We start from the raw sequence: 22,193 nt of genomic DNA, 5'->3' as shown, positions 1-22,193 counted from the left end.
TAAGTGCTGTTCGCTGTGCCCTAAAAGGGATTTGCCATGCGGCGCTTTCCGACCCTTCTCACCTGGCTCGCCTTTCCGGTCTATGTCTGGCAAGGACTTGGCGTGCGTCGCCGCACCACCCGCATGCTGCCGGCACAAGGTCCGGTCATGCACGAGATATCAGGCCAGGCGCCGGCAATCTCGCTGCTGGTGCTCGGCGATTCCTCCGCCGCCTCAGTCGGCATCGGCAATTCCGAAAACGGATTGGCCGCGCAACTGGCCGTTCTAATTGCGCAACGCACCGGCCGCACCGTGCGCTGGCGGGCAGCCGGCTTCAACTCGGCAACCTCTGGCCAGATCCGCGATCATGTGCTGCCCAATCTGTCGGCCGATCCGTGGACGCATATCGTGCTCGCCATCGGCACCAACGACACCAAGAATTTTCATTCGGTACCGCGCTTCAAGCGCGATTTTGGCGGCCTGCTCTACGCGCTGCGCGCCAAATGGCCGGAGGCGCGCGTGGTGTGGTCGCCGGTGCTGGAGTTCACCCGGGCGCCGGCAATGCCGCCGCTGCTCGGCAAGATCCTCGAGATCCGCGCCGGCGAGATGAACCGGATGGGCGAGCGCCTTTGCCTCGAGCGCGGCGCCATACCGGCGCCCCGCCTGCCGATCACTGACGCCGAGGCCGGCTTTGCGTCGGATGGATTTCATGCTTCGGAAGCCGGCTACCGCGCCTGGGCGGAACATCTGGCCGGCTTGGTGCTCGCCAACGAACCGGGCGTCGCGTAGCGGCTGCCGGCACTAAAGCGCGTCGCGTTCGATTGGCCTCATGCGACGCGCTTTAGGTTCTTTGTTTTATGTATGTCGTTGGCGCAAAACCGCTGCACACTTTTGCGCGACATGCATTACGTCCAGTGTCCGAGCACCGCCGTAATCGAAATCGCGGCCATAGCCAACAGCGCCAGCTTCCAGAAATCGCTGCGCCGCTTCAGCCCCGGCCAGCCGAGCGGCTTGATGAGCTGGATGACCATCATGGCGATGATGACGAGCGCGAGAAGTTTCGACATGCAGCCTTTGATCAGCATCGCGGCTGGCTGTCAAAGCGGCTCCGCGATCGCGGTCTTTCCACCGCGGCACGCCTCTTTTCAGTATTGTTCGATCACTTCGGTGGACAAATTGGAACGCCGGTCATGAGAGCCGCACCCTCCTGACAGACTGCTGTCAGTAGGGGTGTGCGATAGTGCCTGCATCGAAAGAGAGGAGACCAGCCATGAACGGTTTTACCATTCTGCGTAGCGTGCAGCACTATGTCGGCAAGATCCGGACGATGCGCAATGAGATCCGCACCCAGCGTTTCATGAACACCCTGCCGGCGGACATCCGCAAGGATATTGGCTGGCCGGACATGTATGGCGACCGCCACAATGGCGGCAACTGAGGCAATCTTTCTGCCCGGCGTTTGGATGCGGCCCGGCGATGAGCTTAAACAGGCATGCTGAAGCCTCCTGACAGTAGGGTGTCAGGAGGCTCGTGCCATAGTGGGATGGCCGTCAGAGACGGACGGCCGAGAGGACGATCGATGAAAAGCTGGACCGACAGGCTGAACACGCCTGGCATCAACGGCATAACACCGTCGCCACGCACCATCGCTGATGTCGTCGAAGGCCAGCCGATGCTGGTTCCTACAACTCGCCAGGTCGATGCATTCATCCGCGCCATCCCCGAAGGCATGGACATGGATATCCGGGCTTTGCGCATGGCGCTCGCCATCGAGCACAGTGCCGAGGTGACATGTCCGGTCACCATCGGCTATCATCTGCGTACCGTCGCCGAGGCCGCCAACGAGGATCTTGAGCGTGGCATGGCGCTGGGCGACATTGCGCCGTTCTGGCGGGTGCTCGACGCAAGCACGCCGACAACGAGGAAACTGTCCTTCGGCGCGGCCTCCGTCGCCGCGCAGCGCAAGCGCGAAGGGCTGGAGCAATAGACGCCGAGGGACCATACGATGCGCCGCGCCGACAGGCTCTTCCAGATCGTGCAGCACCTGCGCGGTGGCCGTCTGGTCACCGCCCAGAAGCTGGGCACGTGGCTCGAGGTTTCCGAGCGGACCATCTATCGCGACATCGCCGACCTGCAGTCGACCGGCGTGCCGATCGACGGCGAGGCCGGTGTCGGCTACATGATGAGGGAGGGTTTCGACCTTCCGCCGCTGATGTTCACGCGTGACGAGATCGTCGCGCTGGTCGCCGGCGCCCGCATGGTGCGCGCCTTTGGCGGCGCGGCCATGGCGCGAGCCGCCGACGAGGCGCTGGTCAAGATCGGCGCCGTGCTGCCCGACGCCGAAAAGGACCGCATCGCCCGCACCGAGATCCACACGCCGATGTGGGTGGTAAGCGACGCCGCCCGCGAAGCCATCGACCTGATTGAGCGGTCCATCGAGAAACGTCAGGTGCTGACCATCGACTATTCGGATGAGGCCGGCCGCAGCACCGCGCGCGACATCCGCCCGCTCGGCCTGTGGTTCTGGGGCAAGGTGTGGACCTTGGTCGCCTGGTGCGAGATGCGCGGCGATTTCCGCGCCTTCCGCATCGACCGCATCGCCTCGGTGGTCATCGCCGGCCGCACCTTCAAGCCGGAGCGCGGCAAGCAGCTCGCCGATTTCTACCGCGCGGTGGAACGCAGCGAGGACTACGGCATGGCACCGGACCGGGCGGCGCGAAGCTGACACGGAAGATCGCAAAAAAGCCCGCTTGAAAGCGGGCTTTTTGTTTTGGATGCGAGACCTCTATTCCTCTTCGTCCGTATCCTTGTCCTTCGACTTCAGCGCCGAAAGCTTGGCGAAGACGGCGTTGGCGTCGAGTTCGCGATCCTCGTCCTTCGGCTTTTCCGGCGCCGGCACCAGCCGTTCGGTCAAGGCGGCCGGCAGCAGCGTATCGCCGACCGGCTGCGCCTGCTCGCGGCCGCGCGAGGCGCGGTTGATTTCCATGTCGAGGTCGATCTGCGACGTCAGGCCGAGCGTCACTGGATCCATCGGCTGGAGATTGGCGGAGTTCCAGTGTTTTCTGTCGCGGATCTGGTCGATCGTCGACTTCGTCGTGCCGACAAGGCGGGAAATCTGCGCATCCTTGAGCTCGGGATGGTTGCGCACCAGCCAGAGGATGGCGTTGGGCCGGTCCTGGCGCTTGGACAGCGGCGTGTAGCGCGGACCCTTGCGCTTGGATTCCGGCACCCGCACCTTGGGATCGGAGAGCTTCAGCCGGTGGTTCGGGTCCTTCTCGGCGCGCGCGATCTCGTCGCGAGTGAGCTGGCCGGTCATGATCGGGTCCATACCCTTGATGCCTTGCGCAGATTCGCCGTCGGCGATCGCCTTGACCTCAAGCGGATGCAGTCCGCAGAACTGCGCGATCTGCTCGAAGGAAAGCGCTGTGTTGTCAACCAGCCAGACGGCGGTCGCTTTTGGCATCAGCAGCGTATTGGCCATTAAAAAATCCTTCTCGTTCGCCCGCGTTCCCGCGCGGGCGGTGGTTTACAGCCACCAAAATGGGAAAATCGCGGTCTATATAACTGCTCGCTCGCCATTTCGCAATGTTTTTGGCAGGCGCGCGTCAAGGACGGCATGGCGGCGCGACCAGCAGACCGCGAAGGGTCGGCACATGAAGCCATGCAGTCGAAAGCTTCAAAAAGACAAAGCCCGCCAGACCAAGGTCGGGCGGGCTCGGAACCGACGACGGAAATCCGTCTGCTACGGCTCTGGCTTCTAAGGCTTGATCCCGAACCGCGGCTCGGCGTTGCGGAAAAGCAGCGCCCGGTCTTCGGACAGGATCGTGCTCGAGATCAAAGCCCTTGGCGGGCGATTCTCTCTATGTCGCCGCGGTTGATGCCGAGATCATTGAGCTGACGAGCGTTCAGCCGGTTCAGTTCGCGCACGGTTTCGTTGTACATGCGCCAGTTACGGAAAGCGCGGATCGGGTTCATGGTAGTCCTCCATCGTTTCGATGCCGCGTAAATAGGCATCGGCGATGAAAAATTGAACAGACGCTTTTGCATGGCGGCAATGCGTTTGTTGCATTGCACCATTAAGCCTTCGTTCAGCCTGTTTACCGGCCGTCAGGCGACATCGAGCACAATCTTGCCAATGTGCTCACCCTCCTCCATCCGCTCATGCGCCCGCCAGGCTTCCTTGAGCGGGAAGATCGTGTCCATCACCGGTGCAACCTTGCGCGTGCCGAGCAGCGGCCAAACCTGCGCCTCCAGCGCAGCCGCGACTGCCGCCTTGAACTCCACCGTGCGTGGCCTGAGCAGCGAACCCGTGTGCACGAGCCGCTTGGCCATGATTTTGAAGAAATCGGCGCTCGCCACCGCTCCGCCCTGCGTCGCGATCTGGACGATGCGGCCCTCCACGGACGCAGCCTCGTAGTTTCGCGCGACATAATCGCCGCCGACCATGTCGAGGATGACGTTGGCGCCCTTGCCGCCGGTTGCCTCCTTGACCGCGGCGACGAAGTCCTCCTCGCGGTAGTTGACCGCCCGGTCGGCGCCGAGCTTGAGGCAGGCGTCGCATTTCTCCTTGCTGCCGGCGGTGGTGACGACATAAGCGCCGAAAGCGGCAGCAAGCTGGATCGCCGTCGTTCCGATACCCGATGAGCCGCCATGCACGAGCAGCGTCTCGCCGCTCTTCAGGCCGCCGCGCTCGAAGACATTGTGCCAAACAGTGAAGTAGTTTTCCGGCAGCGCCGCCGCTTCGGTGTAGGTAAAGCCGGCGGGCAGCGGCAGCACGCTGCCGGCATGAACCTTGACATATTCGGCATAGCCGCCGCCCGCCGTCAGCGCGCAGACCCGGTCGCCGACGCGCCAGCGCGATATCTCGTCGCCGAGAGCGGCGACTTCGCCCGCCGCTTCCAGGCCCGGCAGATCCGACGCACCCGGCGGCGGCGGATAGGCGCCCTTGCGCTGCTGCACGTCGGGCCGGTTGACGCCGGCGGCACGCACCCGGATCAGGATCTCGCCAGGGCCGGGTACCGGCACGTCGCGGGTTTCCGGTTTCAGCACCCGCGGCCCGCCCGGCTCCGAGATGGCGATCGCCATCATCCTGGTCGGAATTTTCTGTGCGTTCGCCATGAATTTTCCCGTCGTGTTTCGCCGGTTTCTAGCGCCAGCTGTTGCCGGCCATTTGCATCCATACCCCTGCCCTATGTATGCTCATTGGCAAATCAGGCAAATGGGCAATCACGGAGGAGCGACGATGGCGGTCTTCGACGACGAACCCAAGAAGAAAGCGCGCCCGCACGAGATCGGGCAGGATCTGTCGCTGCTTTCTGTCGATGAATTGTCCGAGCGGATCGGCATCCTGCGCGGCGAGATCGCCCGGCTGGAAGCCGAGCTCATGACCAAGGGCTCCACCAAGTCGGCGGCAGAGGCGCTGTTTCGCCGCGGATAGTACTGCGGGCAATTCCAAAAGCTCGGGCACGCCGCCGAAAAGCCCGAATGCCGCTGTCTCCAGACCTGTGCCCCGAACCCCAGCCGGATTGAACAATGTTCGCAAGCTACAGACCGATCCTCTCGCTGCTGCGCGGCACCGCGTTCCTGCTGGCGGCATCCGGGCTGCACGGGCTGCTGTTGCCGCTGCGCGGCCAGGTGGAGGGCTTCTCGACCGCATCGCTCGGCCTGATGGGCACGGCTTGGGCCGGCGGCTTCGTCACCGGCTGCTTCTTTGCGCCACGCATCGTGCGCCGCGCCGGTCATGTCAGGGCTTTCGGCGCCTTTGCCGCATCGGGAGCGATCGTCGCACTGCTCACCGGCCTGATCATTGATGAATATACCTGGATCCTGCTGCGCGCCTTCACCGGCTTCACCATGGCCGGTGCTTTCATGGTCATCGAAAGCTGGCTGAACGAGAAGGCCACCAACGAAAACCGCGGCACCGTCTTCGGCCTCTACATGATGGTCACCTATGCCTCGATCATGGGCGGTCAGATGATCGTTGCCGGCGGCGATGTGAAATCGGCGTCGCTATTCATGATCACCGGCATTCTGTTTTGCCTATCACTGATCCCGACGGCGGTCTCGACGGCGTCGCACCCCAAGCCGCTGCAGGACGTGTCGCTTGACGTCAAAGGGCTCTACGTCAATTCGCCGGTGTCGGCGATCGCCTGCGTGCTGATCGGCATCGCCAACGGCGCCTGGGGCACGCTTGGTGCCGTTTATGGAGCTCGCATCGGCATCTCGACGGCCGAGATCGCGCTCATGATGAGCCTGGTGGTCATCGCCGGCGCCGCCATGCAGCTTCCGGCCGGGCGGCTCTCCGACACGACGGACCGTCGTTTCGTGCTGGCGGGCGCGGCTTTCGGCGCTGCGCTGTTCGCCATCGCCATCTTCTTGTTCGAACCGCGCTCCGGCGTCTTCGTTATCGTCTGCACCGCCGCCTACGGCGCCTTCGCCTACACGCTCTATTCGATCGCGGTGGCGCATGCCAACGACCATGCCCGATCGGAAGACTTCGTCAAAGTGTCGGGCGGCCTGCTGCTGCTTTATGGCTTCGGCACGATGATCGGCCCGCTGCTGGCCGCCGGCCTGATGGGCTGGATGCGTCCCGAGGGGCTGTTCCTGGCTACTGCGTTGGCGCATCTCTGCCTGGCCGCCTATACGCTGCTGCGCATCAGCCGTCGCGCGCCGGTGCCAATCGAAGGCCGCGATGCCTTCAAGACCCAGCCGGCCGACCGCTCGGTGACGCCGGAAGCGTTGCGGCTCGACCCGCGCAGAAAAGCTGAAACCGACGGTTGAGATTCGAGACGCTTTGCCCCACAAATAAGGCATGATGCTTTCCGACGCCTTCATGGCGATTGCCGATCCCAACCGGCGCTATCTCTTGGAAGAGCTCCGGCGCGGACCGAAGACCGTCAACGAACTGGCCTCTGGCTTGCCGGTGTCCCGCCCGGCCGTTTCGCAGCATCTGAAGGTGCTGCTTGATGCCGGGCTGGTCAACGCCAAGCCGGAAGGCACCAGGCGCGTCTATACGGTCAGCAATGCCGGCTTCCTAAAGCTCAACATCTGGCTCGACCAGTTCTGGGATGCAGAGCAGCTCGGTTCACCCGGAAGCTGAGAGGCGTCGTCCGCGCGTCGGGCAGCTCGTGCAGCCTCGGGCCTGGAGCAATTCCAGGAAAAGTGTGAAACGGTTTTCCGTCCGGAATTGCGCAAAAAACAAAAGGATAGAGCGGTTCGGCGTTTCCGTGAAACGATGAACCACTCTCTAGCCGTTGTTGTAGGGGAAGAGCTTGAAATAGGGCTGCGCTTCCTCGATCACACGGGCAACCGACGGGCGCCGCAGCAGCCGGTCGTGATAGCGCCTCACCGCAGGATATTTGTCGCCGAACGGCTCGACCTTGTTAGCGTAGAACAGCGCGGGGGCGGCGGCGCAGTCGGCCATGGTGAAGCTCCCGCCCACCGCCCATGTCCTCGACTGCATGTCCTGTTCGATGACGGCGTAGGAGCTGCGCAGCTGGGCGCGCGCCTGCTCGACGCCGAACGGATCGGTCTTGCCCTCCGGCCGCAGCCGGTCGCCGACGATCTTCTGCATCGGTTCCTGGACGTAGAAGTCATAGAAGCGGTCGGCGAGCCGGGTCTGGCGAGCGAGATCGACATCGGCGGGGATCAGTTCGGCCGGCCCAGGATAATACGCGTTGAGATATTCGATGACGATTGTCGATTCCGGCACGGTCCGATCCAGCGCTTCATCACGCAGTACCGGCATCTTGCCGAGCGGCCACAATTTCAGAAACGCCACGCGCGACTGTTCATTGCCGAGATCGACGACAACGGATGTGAATGGCGTGCCGTTCTCATAGAGCGCGATCAGCGGCTTCCAGCAGAAGGAGGCCAGTGGATGAAGATGCATAGTCAGGGACATTGGTTGTCGTTCCTTGGGTGGTTCGTCTCGCGGAAATTCGGTGTTGAGGTCAGGCTTGGTACTATTTGGCTTGGCTGTGGGTGACGATGGCATCGATGATCGCGGCCCAGTCGTCGGGATGCAGCTCGTGGCCGCCGCTCTCGATCCGGACCAGCCTTGCGCCGGCGACCGCGTCGGCAAGAGCGGCGCCATGCTCGACTGGAAAGATCGGATCGTCGGTGCCGTGGATAACGAGGAGCGGGATCTTCATCTCGTGCAGCCGCCCCGTCCAGTCCTCGCCGCTCCGATCTTCGCCGCTCCCATCTTCGCCGCTCTTGAGCATGAAATGATTGGTGGCGCTTAGAAAGCCGCCGGACCGGTCGTAATCCTGTTCGACGAAAGCCCGCGTGCGCTGCTCGTCGAATGAGCGTGCGGTGCCGGTGAGCGCATACGCGTCCTTGACGATGAAATCGACCGCCTGGCCACGGTCAGACCAGTCGACCTTCGCGCCTTCGTCCGAATGTTTCCTGTAGGCCTCGGTGGTTCCGGGCAGATGCGACGTATCAATGCCCAAGGGCGAGCTGCTGATCACCGTAAGCGAAGTGACACGCGACGGGTATTTCAACGCAACGAGCTGCGCAATCACGCCGCCCATCGACATGCCGACCACGTGCGCCTTTCGGATTCCCTGGTCGTCAAGGACGCGGATGGCATCGTCCGCCATGTCGTCGAATGTATAAGGCGGCTCGCCCGGCGCGTATTTCGTCGAACGGCCGGTATCGCGATTGTCATAGCGGACCACGAAGCGACCCTCGCCGGCCAGCTTCCGGCAAAACGCTTCCGGCCACCAGAGCATGGAAGCCATGGCGCCCATGATCAACAATACCGCCGGATGTGCCGGATCGCCGAACGTCTGGGATACGATTTCGGGGTGTTCGGCGTTTCTCATGGCTTTCCTCTTCGGGTCGCGAATCTGATTGCAATTTGCAATCGGTTGCACGATATTAAAACCGATACGATAATGCAACCGGTTTTTGGAGATTCGCATGAACATCGATCGCCGGTCCGGATGTCCGATCAATCTGTCGCTCGAAGTGTTCGGCGATCGGTGGAGCCTGATCATCCTTCGCGACATCATCTTCGGCGGCAGACGCCACTTTCGCGAACTGCTCAATGGCTCGATGGAGGGCATCGCCTCCAACATCCTCGCCGACCGGCTGAAACGGCTGATGGAGCTCAGCATGCTGACCAAGGCGGACGATCCCTCCCACAAGCAGAAGGCGATCTACAGCCTGACCGAAATGGCTATTACGCTGGTGCCGATCCTGGCGCATCTCGGCGCCTGGGGCCGCGTCTGGCTCCCGGTCAGCGAAGAGCTCTCTATCCGTGCCGAGCTTCTGGAAAAAGGCGGCCCGCCGATGTGGGATAAGTTCATGAACGAGTTGCGCCACGAGCATCTAGGTGCGTCTCCCGCCCCATCTGGACCCACCGTGCGCGCGACCTTGCAGGCCGCATACGATGCGGTGATCGCCCGCAATGCGGAGCGAGTCGGGTGCGATCCGGCGCCATGACCAACTTATTTTCCCAATTGCGGGCTGGCTCTGCTATCAAGGGACTGAAGATAATTTACCGGATTGGATAACGCTCTTGGTCGAGAACTCTAAGGACACTGCCCGTGCGCGGGCCGATTTGCGTTTCAAGAAACAGGAAGAGGCAGCCACGGTGCGCCAGAAGGCCATGGCGGAATATGTCGCCGAGAGCGACGCTCGCCAGGCCAAAACCAACAAGCTGCGGGCGCTGCGCCTCGCCAAGGAAGCGGAAGACCTGGCCAATGCGCCTCCGGCGCCGGTGAAGAAGTCCCGCGCCAAGAAGAAATAAGCCGGCGCTCCTTGGATCGCATTGCTTCGTTTCGTACGCGGAACAGTTTTCACCGCGATCTGTTCTGCCGGTTGATAACTGGCGCGTTTAGGAGGCGGCCATGACCGCACTGACGCTCGACAAAGCCCTTGAGATCATCGCCGCCGCCTTTGCCAAGGGTGCCGAGCTCAAGCTCAGGCCGCTTGGCGTCTCGGTGCTCGATGCCGGCGCCCATCTGGTCTCGTTCCAGCGTCAGGACGGCGCCTCGTTCCTGCGTCCGCAAATGTCGGCCGGCAAGGCCTATGGCGCGCTCGCTATCGGCATGGGCTCGCGCCGGGTGGAGGCTTTCGCCAAGGAGCGCCCGCATCTGATAGCCGGCGTCTCCGACGTGTCGGGCGGACGCGTCCTGCCGGTCGTCGGCGGCGTGCTGATCCGCGATAAGGCTGGCACGATCATCGGCGCCGTCGGCATTTCCGGCGATACGTCGGACAATGATGAAACGGCAGCCATCGCTGGCATCGAGGCGGCTGGCTTCACCGCCGACCCGGGCTGAGCCGGAATCCTTAATTCATGTTGATGTCGCGGCTGGCCGACCGCATCGACACCGAAAAGCCGGCCAGCACGTCGATCAGTGCTATGACCATCAGTGTGAAGAAAACGGAATGGGCGGCGCCCTTCACCAGCAGGAATTCGACCAGATAGGCCACAAAGACGAAGGTCGACAAAAGGTGGTCCATGATCGAGGCATTTGTCGTTCGCGTCGACTTCACCACTTCGACGAACAAGAAGATCAATGCGATCAGCACGATGAGATCGCCGAGGGTCATCGAGAACACCCCGCCCGACATCATCCGGACCGAAAACATTTCGGTCGCCCACGGGTCGTCGCCGCTGCCGAATATTCCCAGAAGCCCGAGATTGTAGAGAATGAAAGGCACGATCAGCAGCGGAATGGCACCGAACATGTGGCGGCTCCGGTTGGACTGATCTTTGTAGAGTGCGCCCGGCGTTCGCCGTCAAGAATTTTCGTGCGGCCCATAAACACGGACAAAGACGGCGTGAAACAACAATGTCAGCCCCGGTCGACACGATCAGTTGTCGACGAACGCAAAAAGACCGGCCAGTGGCCGGTCTTTTGCAATAATAAACCGTCGAAAGCTGTCTCAGCTTTCCTTCGGCTCCAGCACCTGGCGACCGCGATACATGCCGGTCTTCAGGTCGATATGGTGCGGACGGCGCATCTCGCCGGAGTTCTTGTCCTCGACATAGGTCGGGGCCTTCAGTGCGTCGGCGGAACGGCGCATGCCGCGCTTCGACGGAGAGGTTTTTCGTTTCGGAACGGCCATGGATATGCTCCACTACATGGTCAAACGCCCCGGCGGCCCTCGTGAAAGGGCCACGTCAGGGGCCGGAATCTGAGAAAGTCGGCTGCCTATACACGCCCGATGGCGTTTTGGCCAGCGTCGCGGTGTTTTTTTTTGACACTATCGCAGGCAGCCGACATAGGCGCCGGCGCGGCCCGCGCGCCGTTCGATCAACGCGGCAAGCCGCCTCAGTCCCGGCCCGGGCTTCGCCGGATTGCGCACGATCGGGTTCGGCAAGGTGACGGCAAGCAGCGCTGCCTGTCGGCGCGACAGCTGTTTTGCCGAGACGCCGAAATGATGTTGGGCGGCGGCCTCGATGCCGTAGATGCCCGGTCCCCATTCGGCGATGTTGAGGTAGATCTCCATGATCCGCCGTTTCGACAGCACCGCATCGAAATAGACGGCCAGCGGCAGTTCGACGACCTTACGGACCGAGCCCAACGGCCGCGACCATAGATAAAGGTTCTTTACCGTCTGCATGGTGATGGTCGAGGCGCCACGCGTCATCTCGCCGGCGAGCGCATCGTCGACGACGCCGCGCAACTCGCCTAGATCGACGCCGCGATGGAAACAGAACTGCCCGTCCTCCGACATGATGACCGAATATGCCAGCACCGGCGCCACATCATCGATAGAAACCCAGCGCCGATCGTAGCCGGAAAACGTCGCGAGGTCCTTCAGCATCAATGTCGACACCGGGTGCACGAATGACGGCAGGTACAGAAAGGTCAGAACCACCGGCATCAGCGCCAGCACGATGGCGACAGCGATGCCGCGCCGGACCCAGCGTTGAAGACCGATGCGGCTGCCGCGTCTCGGTCTCGCCATGTCCAACCCTTCGGTTTCGTGATCGACGATCGGTTCCGCCAAGCCACCCAATCCGCGCTACTCCCTGCCCCCGGCATAATGGCGCTTGGCTTCTTGCGCAACGTCTGAGTGTCGGCTACCGCTCCCGACCATGACGAAAGACGACCAAATGGCGTTCGAGGCTGCACTTATTGCCCGGGCAGTTCCGCTCGAGACGCTGCTGAGGCGGTTGCTCGACGGACGCACGCTTTCAGGCGAGATCGCGCGGCCGGAACGCCTGATGGCCGCGATGCGACATGGCGTTCTGAACGGCGGCAAACGACTGCGCCCCTTCCTGGTCATGGAAAGTTCTGCACTGTTTTCAGCCGACGTCGAGCCGGCGCTGCGCGTCGCGGCAGCGCTCGAATGCGTGCACTGCTATTCGCTCATCCATGACGATCTGCCGGCCATGGACGATGACGATATGCGCCGTGGCCAGCCGACCGTGCACAGGGCTTTCGATGAAGCGACAGCCATTCTTGCCGGCGACGCCTTGTTGACGCTTGCCTTCGACATCCTTGCCGACGAGGCGACAATGCTGCCGGCCGAGCGCAGGGCAGCGCTGGTGCTGGCATTGGCCCGCGCCGCAGGGGCCGGCAGCATGGTCGGCGGCCAGATGCTCGATCTCGAGGCCGAACAAAGCCGGCCGGACGAGGCTGGCATCATCCGGCTTCAGGCGATGAAAACCGGTGCGCTGATCCGCTTTGCCTGCGAAGCGGGCGCCATCGTTGCCGGCGCGCCGTCGCGCGACCGCGAAAGGCTGGCCGAATTCGGCTCGGCGATCGGGCTTGCCTTTCAGCTTGCCGACGATCTGCTCGACCTGACCGCCGATGCGCATCAGATGGGCAAGGCAACCGGCAAGGATGCCGCGGCCGGCAAGGCGACGCTGGTCGCGCTGCACGGACCGGACTGGGCGCGGGACCAGCTCCATGGCCTCGTCGACCAAGCTCATGCGCTGCTCGAGCCCTATGGCGAACAAGCCGCGCTTCTGAAACAAGCGGCGCAGTTCGTTGCGGCCCGCAACAATTAAAGCTGCCCCCTATGGCGCGCCGTACAGCCACGGAGAATTGGCGACTGTTCGGCCAGATGCCCTCGCAGCCGGCCGATCGGGGTGATTTCCGGCGATGTCGGACCACATGGACTCGCCACGCCAGTTGCCGAACCATTCTTCAGCCTCGCGGCAGGGCTCCGCGGCTCGGGTCGACGCGGTCAGCCTTCGCCAGTTGTCTTTTCCACCACGGGCTGCGGAACCGGTTCCATTTCGGCCACCGCCTCGACCGCTCGCGCTTCGGCCGGCTTGCGCCGGTTGCGGATGAAGGCGGCGATACGGTCGCGGATTTCGCCGGCGCTGAGGAACACCGGAACGCGTGCCACCGGCGCGGTCGGCTCGAAGGATAGGCCAAGGCCGGTGATCCTGCCCTTGTCGTCGACGTCGCGGACGATCAGCTCGATCGGACCGAGCAGCACGCGGTCGGCATATTCGGCGTGGCCGCCGAGCCGCGCCGTGACCAGATCGCCAATGGTGAGCTTGCGTTCCGCTTCGGTCAGGCCCGGCGCGTAGGCGGTCTCCAGTTCCTCGGCGGAGCGTGACGGATCGACGGCAAAGGCGCCGAAGAAATCCGCATCCTCGGGATCGACCACGGCACGGCTGGCGAACAGCTTGTCGAGCAGGCGCGGATAGCGGTCCGGCACGAAGATGTAGACATGATCGCCGGCCGCCAGCCGGACCATATCCTGGAAGCGCATCGAGCGTCCGTCTCGCAGCACAAGCGACGGCCGCGCCCAGCGCGGAATGCGTTCGCCGCGCGCCACCGGGCTGCCGGGTGCCACGCGGTAGGCAAGAAGCTCATGATGGGCGGAGCCCGGCAGTTCCAATTCGACCTTGTCGAGCGGTCCCAGGCGGGCCGGCACGATAAGGCCGAGGCGGCGCGCCAGCGGCCCGACGGTCCATCCCTGGATGACCAGAGAGACCAGCACGATGATGAAGGCGGTGTTGAAGATGAGGCGGCCGTTCTCAAGACCGCCGAGCAGCGGCGTGATAGCAAGCAGGATCGACACGGCGCCACGCAGGCCAACCCATGAGACAAAGGCGACTTCCGGGCGTGGCAGACGGAACGGCACCAGGCAGAGCCAGACGGCGACTGGCCGTGCGACAAATATCAGGAACAGTCCGAGCAGCACCGCCGGCACCAGGATCGCCGGAAATTGCGAAGGCGTCGCGAACAGGCCGAGGATCAGGAACATGATGATCTGCGCCAACCACGACATGCCGTCCTGAAAGCGCTTGAGGATGGTGACAGCCCGGATATCGGAATTGCCGGCGATCAGGCCGGCGAGATAGACCGCCAGGAAGCCGGAGCCGCCGACGGCGCCGGCGGCGGCAAACACCATCAGCGACAGCGTCAGCACGAAGATCGGCAGCAGGCCGTGATCTAGATTGAGGCGATCGACAAGGCGCACGATGGCCATGCCGCCGAGAATACCGATGACCGCACCGAGCCCCATGTTGACAAGGAAACCGACGGCAAGATCGGTAACCAGCACCTTGGCCTCGGGGTGGGTGTTGGCGGCGATGACCTCGACCAGCGTGATGGTCAGGAAGATGGCGATCGGGTCATTGGTGCCGGATTCCACCTCGAGCGTCGAACGCACGCGCTCGCGCAAATTGATCTCGCCGGCGCGCAGCAGGAAGAACACCGCCGCGGCGTCGGTCGAGGCGACGGCGGCACCGAGCAGGAAGGATTCCAGCCATGTCAGGTCGAGCAAATAATAGGCGGCGGCGCCGAACAGGCCAGTGGTCAAAAGGACGCCGAAGGTCGCCAGCGACAGCGCCGGCCCGGCCGCCTGCCGCAAGGCATTGAGCGGCGTGCCGAAGCCGGAATCGAAAAGGATGACCGCCAGCGCCAATGAGCCGGCAAAATAGGCAAATCGGGCATTGTCGAAATGGATTCCGAGACCGTCGGTTCCGGTGGCAAGGCCGATGCAGAGAAACAGCAGCAGGAGGGGGGCGCCGAAACGGAAGGCGATCAGGCTCGAAAACGCGGCGGCAACGACAAGTGCTGCGCCAACGAGCGTCACCAGATAGATACCATGCTCCATTCGTTGGTCGCCCCTAGTCGATATGCTCCGGCATCACGGGAGAGTGGGGCGAAGACATGGCCGCTGCAAGGCAGCAGCGCGGCTTTTCGCCCTACGCTGCCGATAGTCGAATGTTTTGGCACCTCCGAGCAGCGGAGGCTGCCTCGGGGGGGCGTGCTGCAACGAAAAACGCCCGGACTGAGCCGGGCGTTGTCCAAGTCGAGAAGATGGTTCTGCGATCAGGCGATGGTCTTGCCGAAGGCGACAGCGGTGTCGCCCATGCGGTTGGAGAAGCCCCACTCATTGTCGTACCAGGCCAGCACCGAAACGAAATTGCCGTCCATGACCTTCGTCTGGTCGAGCGCCACGATCGAGGAGTGCGGATCGTGGTTGAAGTCGATAGAAACATTGGGATGACGAGTGACGGCAAGGATGTCCTTCAGCTTGCCGTTCGAAGCGGCGATTACCGCGTCGTTGATTTCCTGGACGGTGGTCGACCGCTTGGCGATGAACTTGAAATCGACCAGCGAGACGTTCGGGGTCGGCACGCGGATGGAGATGCCGTCGAGCTTGCCCTTGAGCTCGGGCAGTACCAGGCCGATGGCCTTGGCGGCACCGGTCGAGGTCGGAATCTGCGAAAGCGCGGCGGCGCGGGCGCGGTAGAGGTCCTTGTGCATGGTGTCCAGCGTCGGCTGGTCGCCAGTATAGGAGTGGATCGTCGTCATCATGCCCTTCTCGATGCCGACGGCCTCATTCAGCACGGCCGCCAGCGGCGCCAAGCAGTTGGTGGTGCAGGAGGCGTTCGAGATGACGATGTGGTCCTTGGTCAGCTTGTCGTGATTGATGCCATAGACGACGGTCAGGTCGGCCCCCTCCGCCGGAGCGGAGACGAGAACGCGCTTGGCACCGGCGGTCAGATGGGCGGCGGCCTTGTCGCGGGCGGTGAAGATGCCGGTGCATTCGAGCGCGATGTCGATGCCGAGTTCCTTCCACGGCAGTTGCGTCGGATCCTTGATCGCGGTGACCTTGAATTTTTCCTTGCCGACGATGATCTGATCGCCGTCAACCGTCACCTCATGCGGAAAGCGGCCATGCACGCTGTCGAAGCGCAGCAGATGCGCGTTGGTCTCGACCGGGCCGAGATCGTTGACGGCGACGACGTCGATATCCTTGCGGCCGGATTCGTGGATGGCGCGCAGGATGTTGCGGCCGATGCGGCCGAATCCATTGATGGCAACTCTGACGGTCATTGTTCTCTCCCTGGGAGTTGGGGGCCGAAGATCAAGTCCGCAGCTTCATAACGGCGGACGGGCAAAGAATCCAGCCGCCGAGGCTCGGATTTAAATCGATTAGTGCTCCGCCGGCCGGCAAAACCGCTATGCCAGCCTTTGCGGATCGGGGCTTAATTTCATTTGCCGTGCAGACGGGCTTCCGCCGCCTTCACCGTTGCTTCGGCGGTGATGCCGAAATGCGGATAGAGCTGTTCGATCGTGCCGGAGGCGCCGAAGCCGGTCATACCGATAAAGATGCCTTCGGTGCCGATGAAATAATCCCAGCCCTGACGGATGCCGGCTTCGATGGCAATCTTGAGCGGCGCATTGCCGATCATCCTGCTGCGATAGTCGGCGCTCTGCTTGTCGAACAATTCGAAGCACGGCACCGAGACGACGCGGGTAGCATGGCCGTGCTTTTCCAGCGCCTCGCGCGCGGCCAGGGCGATCTCGACCTCGGAGCCCGAAGCGAAGATTGTCACCGCCGCCTCGCCACTTGCGGCGGCAAGTTCATAGGCGCCGCGGCTGGAGAGGTTTTCCGCAACGAAGTCGTTGCGTACCGTCGGCAGGTTCTGCCGGGTCAGCGCCAAAGTCGAAGGCGTCTTTTCCGATTCAATGGCCAGCTGCCAGCATTCCGCGGTTTCCACCGCGTCGGCCGGGCGGAAGACATTGTGGTTCGGGATGGCGCGAAGTGCTGCCAGATGCTCGACCGGCTGATGGGTCGGGCCGTCTTCGCCAAGGCCGATGGAATCATGGGTCATGACGAAGATCGAGCGGATGCCCATCAACGAGGCAAGCCGCATCGCCGGACGGGCATAATCGGAAAAGCACATGAAGGTGCCGCCATAGGCGATAATGCCGCCATGCAGCGTCAGCCCGTTGAGCGCGGCCGCCATGCCGTGCTCGCGAATGCCGTAGTGGACATAGCGCTGGCCGTAATCGTCGGCAGTGATGTTCTTGGTCTGGCTGGTCTTGGTGTTGTTGGAGCCGGTCAAATCGGCCGAGCCGCCGATGGTTTCGGGCACGGCGCCGTTGATGACCTCCAGCGCCATTTCCGACGATTTGCGGGTGGCGACCTTCGGCTTGTCGGCGGCGAGCTTCTTCTTGTAATCGCCAATGACAGCATCGAAGTTGGCCGGCAGCGTGCCACCGATGCGGCGTTCGAATTCGCCGCGCAATTTGGTGTCGGCCTTGGCAAGGCGGCTTTCCCAGTCGGTGCGCGCCCTGACGCCGGCCCGGCCGGCGGTACGCCATGCGTCGAGGATATCGGCCGGAACCTCGAACGGCGGATAATCCCAGCCGAAGAATTTTCTGGCGCCGGCGATTTCCTCGGCGCCGAGCGGCGAGCCATGCGCCTTGTTGGTACCGGCCTTGGTCGGCGCGCCGAAGCCGATCGTCGTCTTGCAGGCAATCATCGTCGGCTTGTCGGAGTGGCGGGCCGCTTCAATGGCATAGGCGATCGCTTCCGGGTCCTGGCCGTCGATATGGCTGGCGTTCCAGCCGGACGCCTGGAAGCGGGCGACCTGATCGGTGTTGTCGGCCAGCGACACCGGGCCGTCGATGGAGATGTTGTTGTTGTCCCAGAAGACGATCAGCTTGTTCAGCTTCAGATGTCCGGCAAGCGCGATGGCTTCCTGGGACACGCCTTCCATCAGGCAGCCGTCACCGGCCAGCACATAGGTGTAGTGGTCGACGAGATCGTTGCCGAAAGCGGCATTCATGATGCGCTCGCCGAGCGCGAAACCGACCGAATTGGCAAGGCCCTGGCCGAGTGGGCCCGTCGTCGTCTCGATGCCGGCGGCATGGCCGTATTCCGGGTGGCCCGCGGTCCTCGACCCCAATTGGCGGAACTGCTTGATCTGGTCGATGGTGATGTCTTCGTAGCCGGTCAGATAGAGCAGCGAGTAAAGCAGCATCGAGCCGTGGCCGGCCGACAGGATAAAGCGGTCGCGATCCGGCCAATGCGGGTTCTTCGGATCGTATTTGAGAAAGCGGGTGAACAGCACGGTGGCGATGTCGGCACAGCCCATGGGCAGCCCGGGGTGGCCGGAGTTTGCCTTCTCGACGGCGTCCATGGCGAGAAAACGGATCGCATTGGCCATCCGGTCATGTTGTTCGCGCGAGGTCATGCTTCCTCCAAAATGGGGGTTTGGGCCTTGGGAAAGCCCTTGAAAAGGGTGCGCGACACATAGCAGGCGCGGCCTTTTAGTCAACAAATCGGTGTGCTTTTGCCGGTCTTGTGATGGCCATGCACCACTTACATTAGCGTTAGCAGGGGACAGTCGCGATCGCTTTATTGACGTGCGGTTCACACGGCGCGTAATGTTTCAGGGATAACGCGTTCTGAACGTGGATGATTCGGTGATGGGCAGGGCGCAGGACGAAAGCCATGACCGGGGAAACGACCCTCAAGGAAGTCATTGCCAGGCTGGGTAAGGCCATCGAAGGGCTGGAAAACGCCGTCGCGGCCAAGCTCGAGCACGAGCGGGACTATTCGGAAGCCGAGGCCGAAGTGCAGCGGATGAACGCCGACCGCTCGCGGCTGGCGCAGGAACTCGACAATTCCGAGGCCCGCGCCGAACGGCTGGAAGATGCCAACAAGGAAGTGTCGCGAAGGCTGGTGACAGCCATGGAGACCATCCGCGCGGTACTGGACAGGTAGGCCAATGGCACAAGTCACGGTTTCCATCGACGGCAAGCAGTATCGGATGGCCTGCGACGAGGGCCAGGAAGAGCATCTGATCGATCTTGCCGAGCGCTTCGACCGCTATGTCTCGCATCTGAAGGATTCTTTTGGCGAGATCGGCGACCAGAGGCTGACCGTGATGGCCGGCATCATGGTCATGGACGAGCTTTCAGAACTGCAAAAGCGGGTCAAGGGCATGGAAAGCGAAGTGCTGACGCTGCGCAAGACGCGCGACGACGCACTGACCAAGGCCGACAAGAACGATTCCGTGCTGACCGGGGCGCTCGGCGCGTTGGCCCAGCGCATGGAAGACCTGACGACGACGTTAGCAGTGAGCAAGGCCTGAGCCAGCGCAGCGAAAATTCCTGCTGCATTTGCCGAGAAGCTATGAAAATATTTCGCCGCCGGCCTCGATGCCGGCGCAACAGCCGTTTGAAGGATGACGCCGGAGTGGTAGAAAGGCAAAAGCAGCGCCGGTCAACGCCGGCTGCGATCTGCACTCACAAGGTAGGGACATGTCATGAGCCTCCGCATCAACGATATCGCGCCGGACTTCACCGCTGAGACCACGCAAGGACCGATCAGCTTCCATGAATGGATCGGCGACGGCTGGGCGGTATTGTTCAGCCATCCGAAGAACTTTACGCCGGTTTGCACAACCGAACTCGGCACGATGGCCGGGCTCGAAGGCGAGTTCAGGAAGCGCAACGTTAAGATCATCGGCATCTCGGTCGATCCCGTCGAAAGCCATGGAAAGTGGCAGAACGACATCAAGACGGCGACCGGCCATTCGGTGAATTACCCGCTGATCGGCGACAAGGATCTCAAGGTCGCCAAGCTTTACGAGATGCTGCCGGCGGGTGCCGGCGAGAGCTCGGAGGGCCGCACGCCCGCCGACAATGCCACGGTGCGTTCGGTCTACGTCATCGGGCCCGACAAGAAGATCAAGCTGGTCCTCACCTATCCGATGACGACGGGCCGCAACTTCGACGAAATCCTGCGCGCCATCGATTCCATGCAACTGACCGCCAAGCACCAGGTGGCGACGCCGGCGAACTGGAAGCAGGGCGAGGACGTCATCATCACCGCTGCTGTCTCGAATGAGGATGCCATCAAGCGCTTCGGCGCCTACGAGACAATCCTGCCATATCTCAGGAAAACCAAGCAGCCTTCCGCCTGAGCAAGCAGAGGCGGCACGGAGAAATTTTTGGTTTTCCTAGCCGTGTGAGCACGGGGTGCTTGACGACGCCTGGTTGACGGACAACCATGCCTTTCATTTGCCGTGGCTGAGAAAATCATTCCTGCCACGGTGAGAGATCAAGGGGGCTGGGATTGGACGCATTATCGGCCAGGTCGCAGGTCACCGGCTTCTATGACAAGCCGAGCGGGTCCGTCCAGTATGTGGTCGCCGACATGGCGACCCGCAAATGCGCCATTATCGATCCGGTGCTCGACTTCGACGAAAGGTCCGGTGCAACGGCAACGAAAAACGCCGACGCCTTGCTCGACTTCGTCAGGGAAAGCGGGCTGGAGGTCGAGTGGATCCTCGACACGCATCCGCATGCCGACCATTTGTCCGCCGCCCATTATCTGAGGGGGAGAACCGGAGCGCCGACGGCAATCGGCGAGAGGATCATCGACGTCCAGAAATTGTGGAAGGTGATCTACAACTGGCCGGAATTCCCCGCCGACGGTTCGCAATGGGACAGGCTGTTCGCCGACGGCGCGACTTTTTCGGTCGGCGGCCTTCCGGCAAGAGTGCTGTTTTCGCCGGGCCACACCCTGGCCTCGATTACTTACGTCATCGGCGACGCCGCCTTCATCCACGACACGCTGTTCATGCCGGACAGCGGCACCGCAAGGGCAGACTTTCCCGGCGGCAGCGCCGAGCGGCTCTGGCGTTCGATCGAGGACATCCTGGCACTGCCGGACGAGACACGTCTGTTCGTCGGTCACGACTACCAGCCGGGTGACCGCGAAGCGCGCTGGGAAAGCACGGTCGCGGAACAGAAAGGCGGCAACATCCATGTTGCCGGCTGCAAGACGGAAGCCGACTTCGTCGCGCTCCGCCAAGCCCGCGACAGGACGTTGCCGATGCCGCGGCTGATCCTGCACGCGCTGCAGGTCAATATGAATGGCGGACGCCTGCCGGAACCGGAATCCAACGGGCGGCGCTATCTGAAATTTCCGCTCGATTGCCTGTGAGGAGATGGGTCGTTGGCACTACAATGCCATTCAAACTCTGCGATGGTCATCCAAGTTATTGATCCAGATTCGATTTTTGCGATGTTTGAATCCGAGAGGTCCATGCGGGAAGACGGTGGCGGCAGCCGGATGAGGAGCGGCGCAGACGCCAACTAAGTGTTTAGTCCAGCGTCAGGGTTTTGTTCGGCGGGCTAAATGTTCATACGTGATTTGCCAAGGATCGCTCTCGGAAGATCTTTCCTCGCCGATCCAATGGAAGCTGTTGGCAGTGATCTCAGTGAAACGCCATCGAGTTTTCAGACCGCGCGAGTCATTGCCGAGCTGGACAATGTCCTTACCCTCGGCCCGGCCGATCTGGCGCGAGTGATCCCGGTTGAGCGGGTCGTTCCATATGATATGCCAGCCATCGATCCCAGGGTCGAAGATGCGCAAGGTTGTGCCATACATCGCGGACGGAGCAGGGCGCTTGGGCCTGATCCAAACGTCCTGAACCGCGCGGCCTTCGAGCACCCAGCCAAAATGGCATTCTCCATTCCATTTCTGGATTGTCCCGTCATCGAGGTAGTGGACCGTGTCCATTTCCCAGCTTCCAATTAGCCATCCATACAGGTCCATGTCTTTCGCTCGGTCGGCTGGGGGACCTTCGGATCCGAGAGCGGTCAGAAACGGAGAAATCGTCATCGTCATACTGCCTTTCGTTTCCGAACAGACGAGTTCAACTGCCCGGCGCGGCCCGGCGGCCCGTTGTCGCCCGCCTGCCGCAAGCGCCGCCTTGTGGAATTTTGCAACGGAAGCCCGTGTCGGCGCCGGAACATTGCCGCCACAGCTTGCAGCGTTGCGGTTTCCAGGGCTTGGGGAAAATTGCGGTAATGCCGCTATCGATGAGATCGTCTGCGGACACGATGGCGAGGCTACTGAGCAGTTTGTGGCAGTGGATCGGACATCCGCGAAGGCGCCGCGGAACTGGCAACCCTCTAAAATACAGGCGGCGCCAGTTACGTGGCGCCGCCGTTATTTGTTTCTAT

Annotated in this window: 28 protein-coding genes; 15 read left to right on the top strand and 13 right to left on the bottom strand. The window is 62.5% G+C overall.

Annotated features, from left to right (window positions below; translation table 11 throughout):
* Window positions 1–36: 36 nt before the first annotated feature.
* The gene (locus NKH63_RS06425; RefSeq protein WP_023720980.1) at window positions 37–768 is read left to right on the top strand and encodes an SGNH/GDSL hydrolase family protein; all 732 of its coding nucleotides are present in this window, start codon (window positions 37–39) and stop codon (window positions 766–768) included.
* Window positions 769–884: 116 nt separating this feature from the next.
* Here NKH63_RS06425 and NKH63_RS06420 read toward each other — a convergent pair whose 3' ends face one another.
* Window positions 885–1,046 (bottom strand): hypothetical protein, encoded by a 162-nt coding sequence (locus tag NKH63_RS06420; RefSeq protein ID WP_008873884.1) that lies wholly within the window; start codon window positions 1,044–1,046, stop codon window positions 885–887.
* A 203-nt stretch (window positions 1,047–1,249) separates the two neighbouring features.
* Here NKH63_RS06420 and NKH63_RS06415 point away from each other — a divergent pair, with 203 nt between their 5' ends.
* The 3 genes from NKH63_RS06415 (at window position 1,250) to NKH63_RS06405 (ending at window position 2,704) form a co-directional block, all read left to right on the top strand.
* Window positions 1,250–1,417 carry a hypothetical protein gene (locus NKH63_RS06415; protein ID WP_023720979.1) on the top strand — a complete coding sequence of 56 codons (168 nt, stop codon included), beginning with the start codon at window positions 1,250–1,252 and terminating at the stop codon, window positions 1,415–1,417.
* Window positions 1,418–1,558: 141 nt separating this feature from the next.
* Complete coding sequence (locus NKH63_RS06410) at window positions 1,559–1,966, top strand: hypothetical protein (RefSeq protein ID WP_352917719.1); 408 nt, start codon at window positions 1,559–1,561, stop codon at window positions 1,964–1,966.
* A gap of 18 nt (window positions 1,967–1,984) precedes the next feature.
* A complete protein-coding gene (locus NKH63_RS06405; protein WP_023678491.1) occupies window positions 1,985–2,704 on the top strand; it encodes a helix-turn-helix transcriptional regulator in 720 nt (239 codons plus the stop codon).
* 60 nt (window positions 2,705–2,764) lie between these two features.
* Here the strand turns inward: NKH63_RS06405 and NKH63_RS06400 are convergent, their stop codons facing one another.
* From NKH63_RS06400 to NKH63_RS06390, 3 genes are all read right to left on the bottom strand, one after another.
* Window positions 2,765–3,460, bottom strand: coding sequence for a DUF1013 domain-containing protein (locus NKH63_RS06400; RefSeq protein ID WP_023720977.1), 696 nt, complete (start codon window positions 3,458–3,460; stop codon window positions 2,765–2,767).
* Between the two features lie 353 nt (window positions 3,461–3,813).
* The gene (locus tag NKH63_RS06395) at window positions 3,814–3,954 is read right to left on the bottom strand and encodes a DUF1127 domain-containing protein (RefSeq protein WP_023720976.1); all 141 of its coding nucleotides are present in this window, start codon (window positions 3,952–3,954) and stop codon (window positions 3,814–3,816) included.
* A 132-nt stretch (window positions 3,955–4,086) separates the two neighbouring features.
* Window positions 4,087–5,097: an NAD(P)H-quinone oxidoreductase gene (locus tag NKH63_RS06390; RefSeq protein WP_352917718.1), complete on the bottom strand. Its 1,011-nt coding sequence runs from the start codon at window positions 5,095–5,097 to the stop codon at window positions 4,087–4,089.
* Window positions 5,098–5,221: 124 nt separating this feature from the next.
* On the opposite strand from NKH63_RS06390, the gene NKH63_RS06385 reads away from it, so the two are divergent.
* From NKH63_RS06385 to NKH63_RS06375, 3 genes are all read left to right on the top strand, one after another.
* Window positions 5,222–5,416 (top strand): DUF1192 domain-containing protein, encoded by a 195-nt coding sequence (locus NKH63_RS06385; RefSeq protein WP_023720974.1) that lies wholly within the window; start codon window positions 5,222–5,224, stop codon window positions 5,414–5,416.
* A 95-nt stretch (window positions 5,417–5,511) separates the two neighbouring features.
* On the top strand, window positions 5,512–6,759 hold the full coding sequence (locus tag NKH63_RS06380; protein ID WP_352480880.1) for an MFS transporter: 1,248 nt from the start codon (window positions 5,512–5,514) through the stop codon (window positions 6,757–6,759).
* A gap of 31 nt (window positions 6,760–6,790) precedes the next feature.
* Window positions 6,791–7,078, top strand: a complete 288-nt coding sequence (locus NKH63_RS06375; protein WP_023720972.1) for an ArsR/SmtB family transcription factor — start codon at window positions 6,791–6,793, stop codon at window positions 7,076–7,078.
* Between the two features lie 147 nt (window positions 7,079–7,225).
* On the opposite strand, the gene NKH63_RS06370 is transcribed toward NKH63_RS06375, so the two are convergent.
* Together NKH63_RS06370 and NKH63_RS06365 are read right to left on the bottom strand one after the other, a co-directional pair.
* The gene (locus NKH63_RS06370) at window positions 7,226–7,882 is read right to left on the bottom strand and encodes a glutathione S-transferase family protein (protein WP_023720971.1); all 657 of its coding nucleotides are present in this window, start codon (window positions 7,880–7,882) and stop codon (window positions 7,226–7,228) included.
* A gap of 61 nt (window positions 7,883–7,943) precedes the next feature.
* Window positions 7,944–8,810 (bottom strand): alpha/beta fold hydrolase, encoded by an 867-nt coding sequence (locus NKH63_RS06365; RefSeq protein ID WP_352588320.1) that lies wholly within the window; start codon window positions 8,808–8,810, stop codon window positions 7,944–7,946.
* Window positions 8,811–8,907: 97 nt separating this feature from the next.
* Between NKH63_RS06365 and NKH63_RS06360 the strand changes: the two genes are divergently transcribed.
* The 3 genes from NKH63_RS06360 to NKH63_RS06350 all read left to right on the top strand — a co-directional run bounded on the left by NKH63_RS06360 (window position 8,908) and on the right by NKH63_RS06350 (window position 10,271).
* Complete coding sequence (locus NKH63_RS06360) at window positions 8,908–9,432, top strand: winged helix-turn-helix transcriptional regulator (protein WP_023720969.1); 525 nt, start codon at window positions 8,908–8,910, stop codon at window positions 9,430–9,432.
* A 76-nt stretch (window positions 9,433–9,508) separates the two neighbouring features.
* Window positions 9,509–9,739 carry a hypothetical protein gene (locus NKH63_RS06355; RefSeq protein WP_023720968.1) on the top strand — a complete coding sequence of 77 codons (231 nt, stop codon included), beginning with the start codon at window positions 9,509–9,511 and terminating at the stop codon, window positions 9,737–9,739.
* Between the two features lie 100 nt (window positions 9,740–9,839).
* Entirely contained in the window at window positions 9,840–10,271 is a 432-nt protein-coding gene (locus tag NKH63_RS06350; RefSeq protein WP_023720967.1) for a GlcG/HbpS family heme-binding protein, read from the top strand.
* A gap of 10 nt (window positions 10,272–10,281) precedes the next feature.
* Here NKH63_RS06350 and NKH63_RS06345 read toward each other — a convergent pair whose 3' ends face one another.
* The 3 genes from NKH63_RS06345 to NKH63_RS06335 form a co-directional block, all read right to left on the bottom strand.
* Entirely contained in the window at window positions 10,282–10,683 is a 402-nt protein-coding gene (locus NKH63_RS06345) for a hypothetical protein (RefSeq protein ID WP_023720966.1), read from the bottom strand.
* Between the two features lie 198 nt (window positions 10,684–10,881).
* Window positions 10,882–11,064 (bottom strand): 50S ribosomal protein L32, encoded by a 183-nt coding sequence (rpmF, locus tag NKH63_RS06340; protein WP_006203806.1) that lies wholly within the window; start codon window positions 11,062–11,064, stop codon window positions 10,882–10,884.
* 138 nt (window positions 11,065–11,202) lie between these two features.
* Window positions 11,203–11,961: a transglycosylase domain-containing protein gene (locus NKH63_RS06335; protein WP_031194544.1), complete on the bottom strand. Its 759-nt coding sequence runs from the start codon at window positions 11,959–11,961 to the stop codon at window positions 11,203–11,205.
* A 79-nt stretch (window positions 11,962–12,040) separates the two neighbouring features.
* On the opposite strand from NKH63_RS06335, the gene NKH63_RS06330 reads away from it, so the two are divergent.
* Entirely contained in the window at window positions 12,041–12,958 is a 918-nt protein-coding gene (locus NKH63_RS06330; RefSeq protein ID WP_352917717.1) for a polyprenyl synthetase family protein, read from the top strand.
* Window positions 12,959–13,137: 179 nt separating this feature from the next.
* On the opposite strand, the gene NKH63_RS06325 is transcribed toward NKH63_RS06330, so the two are convergent.
* The 3 genes from NKH63_RS06325 to tkt form a co-directional block, all read right to left on the bottom strand.
* A complete protein-coding gene (locus tag NKH63_RS06325; protein WP_352917716.1) occupies window positions 13,138–15,027 on the bottom strand; it encodes a potassium/proton antiporter in 1,890 nt (629 codons plus the stop codon).
* A 218-nt stretch (window positions 15,028–15,245) separates the two neighbouring features.
* Window positions 15,246–16,256, bottom strand: coding sequence for a type I glyceraldehyde-3-phosphate dehydrogenase (gene gap, locus NKH63_RS06320; protein WP_023720961.1), 1,011 nt, complete (start codon window positions 16,254–16,256; stop codon window positions 15,246–15,248).
* A 158-nt stretch (window positions 16,257–16,414) separates the two neighbouring features.
* Window positions 16,415–18,406 (bottom strand): transketolase, encoded by a 1,992-nt coding sequence (tkt, locus tag NKH63_RS06315; protein WP_352917715.1) that lies wholly within the window; start codon window positions 18,404–18,406, stop codon window positions 16,415–16,417.
* A gap of 260 nt (window positions 18,407–18,666) precedes the next feature.
* Here tkt and NKH63_RS06310 point away from each other — a divergent pair, with 260 nt between their 5' ends.
* The 4 genes from NKH63_RS06310 (at window position 18,667) to NKH63_RS06295 (ending at window position 21,168) form a co-directional block, all read left to right on the top strand.
* A complete protein-coding gene (locus NKH63_RS06310; RefSeq protein WP_006200774.1) occupies window positions 18,667–18,939 on the top strand; it encodes a DUF4164 domain-containing protein in 273 nt (90 codons plus the stop codon).
* Between the two features lie 4 nt (window positions 18,940–18,943).
* Window positions 18,944–19,309 carry a cell division protein ZapA gene (locus NKH63_RS06305; protein ID WP_023720959.1) on the top strand — a complete coding sequence of 122 codons (366 nt, stop codon included), beginning with the start codon at window positions 18,944–18,946 and terminating at the stop codon, window positions 19,307–19,309.
* 174 nt (window positions 19,310–19,483) lie between these two features.
* Complete coding sequence (locus tag NKH63_RS06300) at window positions 19,484–20,143, top strand: peroxiredoxin (protein ID WP_023720958.1); 660 nt, start codon at window positions 19,484–19,486, stop codon at window positions 20,141–20,143.
* A 152-nt stretch (window positions 20,144–20,295) separates the two neighbouring features.
* Entirely contained in the window at window positions 20,296–21,168 is an 873-nt protein-coding gene (locus NKH63_RS06295) for an MBL fold metallo-hydrolase (protein ID WP_352917714.1), read from the top strand.
* 171 nt (window positions 21,169–21,339) lie between these two features.
* Here NKH63_RS06295 and NKH63_RS06290 read toward each other — a convergent pair whose 3' ends face one another.
* Window positions 21,340–21,855 (bottom strand): hypothetical protein, encoded by a 516-nt coding sequence (locus NKH63_RS06290; protein WP_036245367.1) that lies wholly within the window; start codon window positions 21,853–21,855, stop codon window positions 21,340–21,342.
* Window positions 21,856–22,193: the final 338 nt, after the last annotated feature.

This window comes from Mesorhizobium sp. M0960 (genome assembly GCF_040319055.1).
In the GTDB taxonomy this organism is placed as follows: Bacteria; Pseudomonadota; Alphaproteobacteria; order Rhizobiales; family Rhizobiaceae; genus Mesorhizobium.
This window is presented reverse-complemented; position numbering and strand designations above follow the sequence as displayed.

Bases quoted from the DNA above. Each gene is read 5' to 3' on its own strand.
- NKH63_RS06405 (WP_023678491.1), top strand. From the start codon at position 1,985: ATGCGCCGCGCCGACAGGCTCTTCCAGATCGTGCAGCACCTGCGCGGT.
- NKH63_RS06300 (WP_023720958.1), top strand. From the start codon at position 19,484: ATGAGCCTCCGCATCAACGATATCGCGCCGGACTTCACCGCTGAGACC.
- NKH63_RS06415 (WP_023720979.1), top strand. From the start codon at position 1,250: ATGAACGGTTTTACCATTCTGCGTAGCGTGCAGCACTATGTCGGCAAG.
- NKH63_RS06350 (WP_023720967.1), top strand. From the start codon at position 9,840: ATGACCGCACTGACGCTCGACAAAGCCCTTGAGATCATCGCCGCCGCC.
- gap (WP_023720961.1), bottom strand. From the start codon at position 16,256: ATGACCGTCAGAGTTGCCATCAATGGATTCGGCCGCATCGGCCGCAAC.
- NKH63_RS06420 (WP_008873884.1), bottom strand. From the start codon at position 1,046: ATGTCGAAACTTCTCGCGCTCGTCATCATCGCCATGATGGTCATCCAG.
- NKH63_RS06390 (WP_352917718.1), bottom strand. From the start codon at position 5,097: ATGGCGAACGCACAGAAAATTCCGACCAGGATGATGGCGATCGCCATC.
- NKH63_RS06410 (WP_352917719.1), top strand. From the start codon at position 1,559: ATGAAAAGCTGGACCGACAGGCTGAACACGCCTGGCATCAACGGCATA.
- tkt (WP_352917715.1), bottom strand. From the start codon at position 18,406: ATGACCTCGCGCGAACAACATGACCGGATGGCCAATGCGATCCGTTTT.
- NKH63_RS06330 (WP_352917717.1), top strand. From the start codon at position 12,041: ATGACGAAAGACGACCAAATGGCGTTCGAGGCTGCACTTATTGCCCGG.
- NKH63_RS06345 (WP_023720966.1), bottom strand. From the start codon at position 10,683: ATGTTCGGTGCCATTCCGCTGCTGATCGTGCCTTTCATTCTCTACAAT.
- NKH63_RS06370 (WP_023720971.1), bottom strand. From the start codon at position 7,882: ATGTCCCTGACTATGCATCTTCATCCACTGGCCTCCTTCTGCTGGAAG.
- NKH63_RS06400 (WP_023720977.1), bottom strand. From the start codon at position 3,460: ATGGCCAATACGCTGCTGATGCCAAAAGCGACCGCCGTCTGGCTGGTT.
- NKH63_RS06290 (WP_036245367.1), bottom strand. From the start codon at position 21,855: ATGACGATGACGATTTCTCCGTTTCTGACCGCTCTCGGATCCGAAGGT.
- NKH63_RS06325 (WP_352917716.1), bottom strand. From the start codon at position 15,027: ATGGAGCATGGTATCTATCTGGTGACGCTCGTTGGCGCAGCACTTGTC.
- NKH63_RS06375 (WP_023720972.1), top strand. From the start codon at position 6,791: ATGATGCTTTCCGACGCCTTCATGGCGATTGCCGATCCCAACCGGCGC.
- NKH63_RS06310 (WP_006200774.1), top strand. From the start codon at position 18,667: ATGACCGGGGAAACGACCCTCAAGGAAGTCATTGCCAGGCTGGGTAAG.
- NKH63_RS06365 (WP_352588320.1), bottom strand. From the start codon at position 8,810: ATGAGAAACGCCGAACACCCCGAAATCGTATCCCAGACGTTCGGCGAT.
- NKH63_RS06360 (WP_023720969.1), top strand. From the start codon at position 8,908: ATGAACATCGATCGCCGGTCCGGATGTCCGATCAATCTGTCGCTCGAA.
- NKH63_RS06395 (WP_023720976.1), bottom strand. From the start codon at position 3,954: ATGAACCCGATCCGCGCTTTCCGTAACTGGCGCATGTACAACGAAACC.
- NKH63_RS06305 (WP_023720959.1), top strand. From the start codon at position 18,944: ATGGCACAAGTCACGGTTTCCATCGACGGCAAGCAGTATCGGATGGCC.
- NKH63_RS06425 (WP_023720980.1), top strand. From the start codon at position 37: ATGCGGCGCTTTCCGACCCTTCTCACCTGGCTCGCCTTTCCGGTCTAT.
- NKH63_RS06380 (WP_352480880.1), top strand. From the start codon at position 5,512: ATGTTCGCAAGCTACAGACCGATCCTCTCGCTGCTGCGCGGCACCGCG.
- rpmF (WP_006203806.1), bottom strand. From the start codon at position 11,064: ATGGCCGTTCCGAAACGAAAAACCTCTCCGTCGAAGCGCGGCATGCGC.
- NKH63_RS06385 (WP_023720974.1), top strand. From the start codon at position 5,222: ATGGCGGTCTTCGACGACGAACCCAAGAAGAAAGCGCGCCCGCACGAG.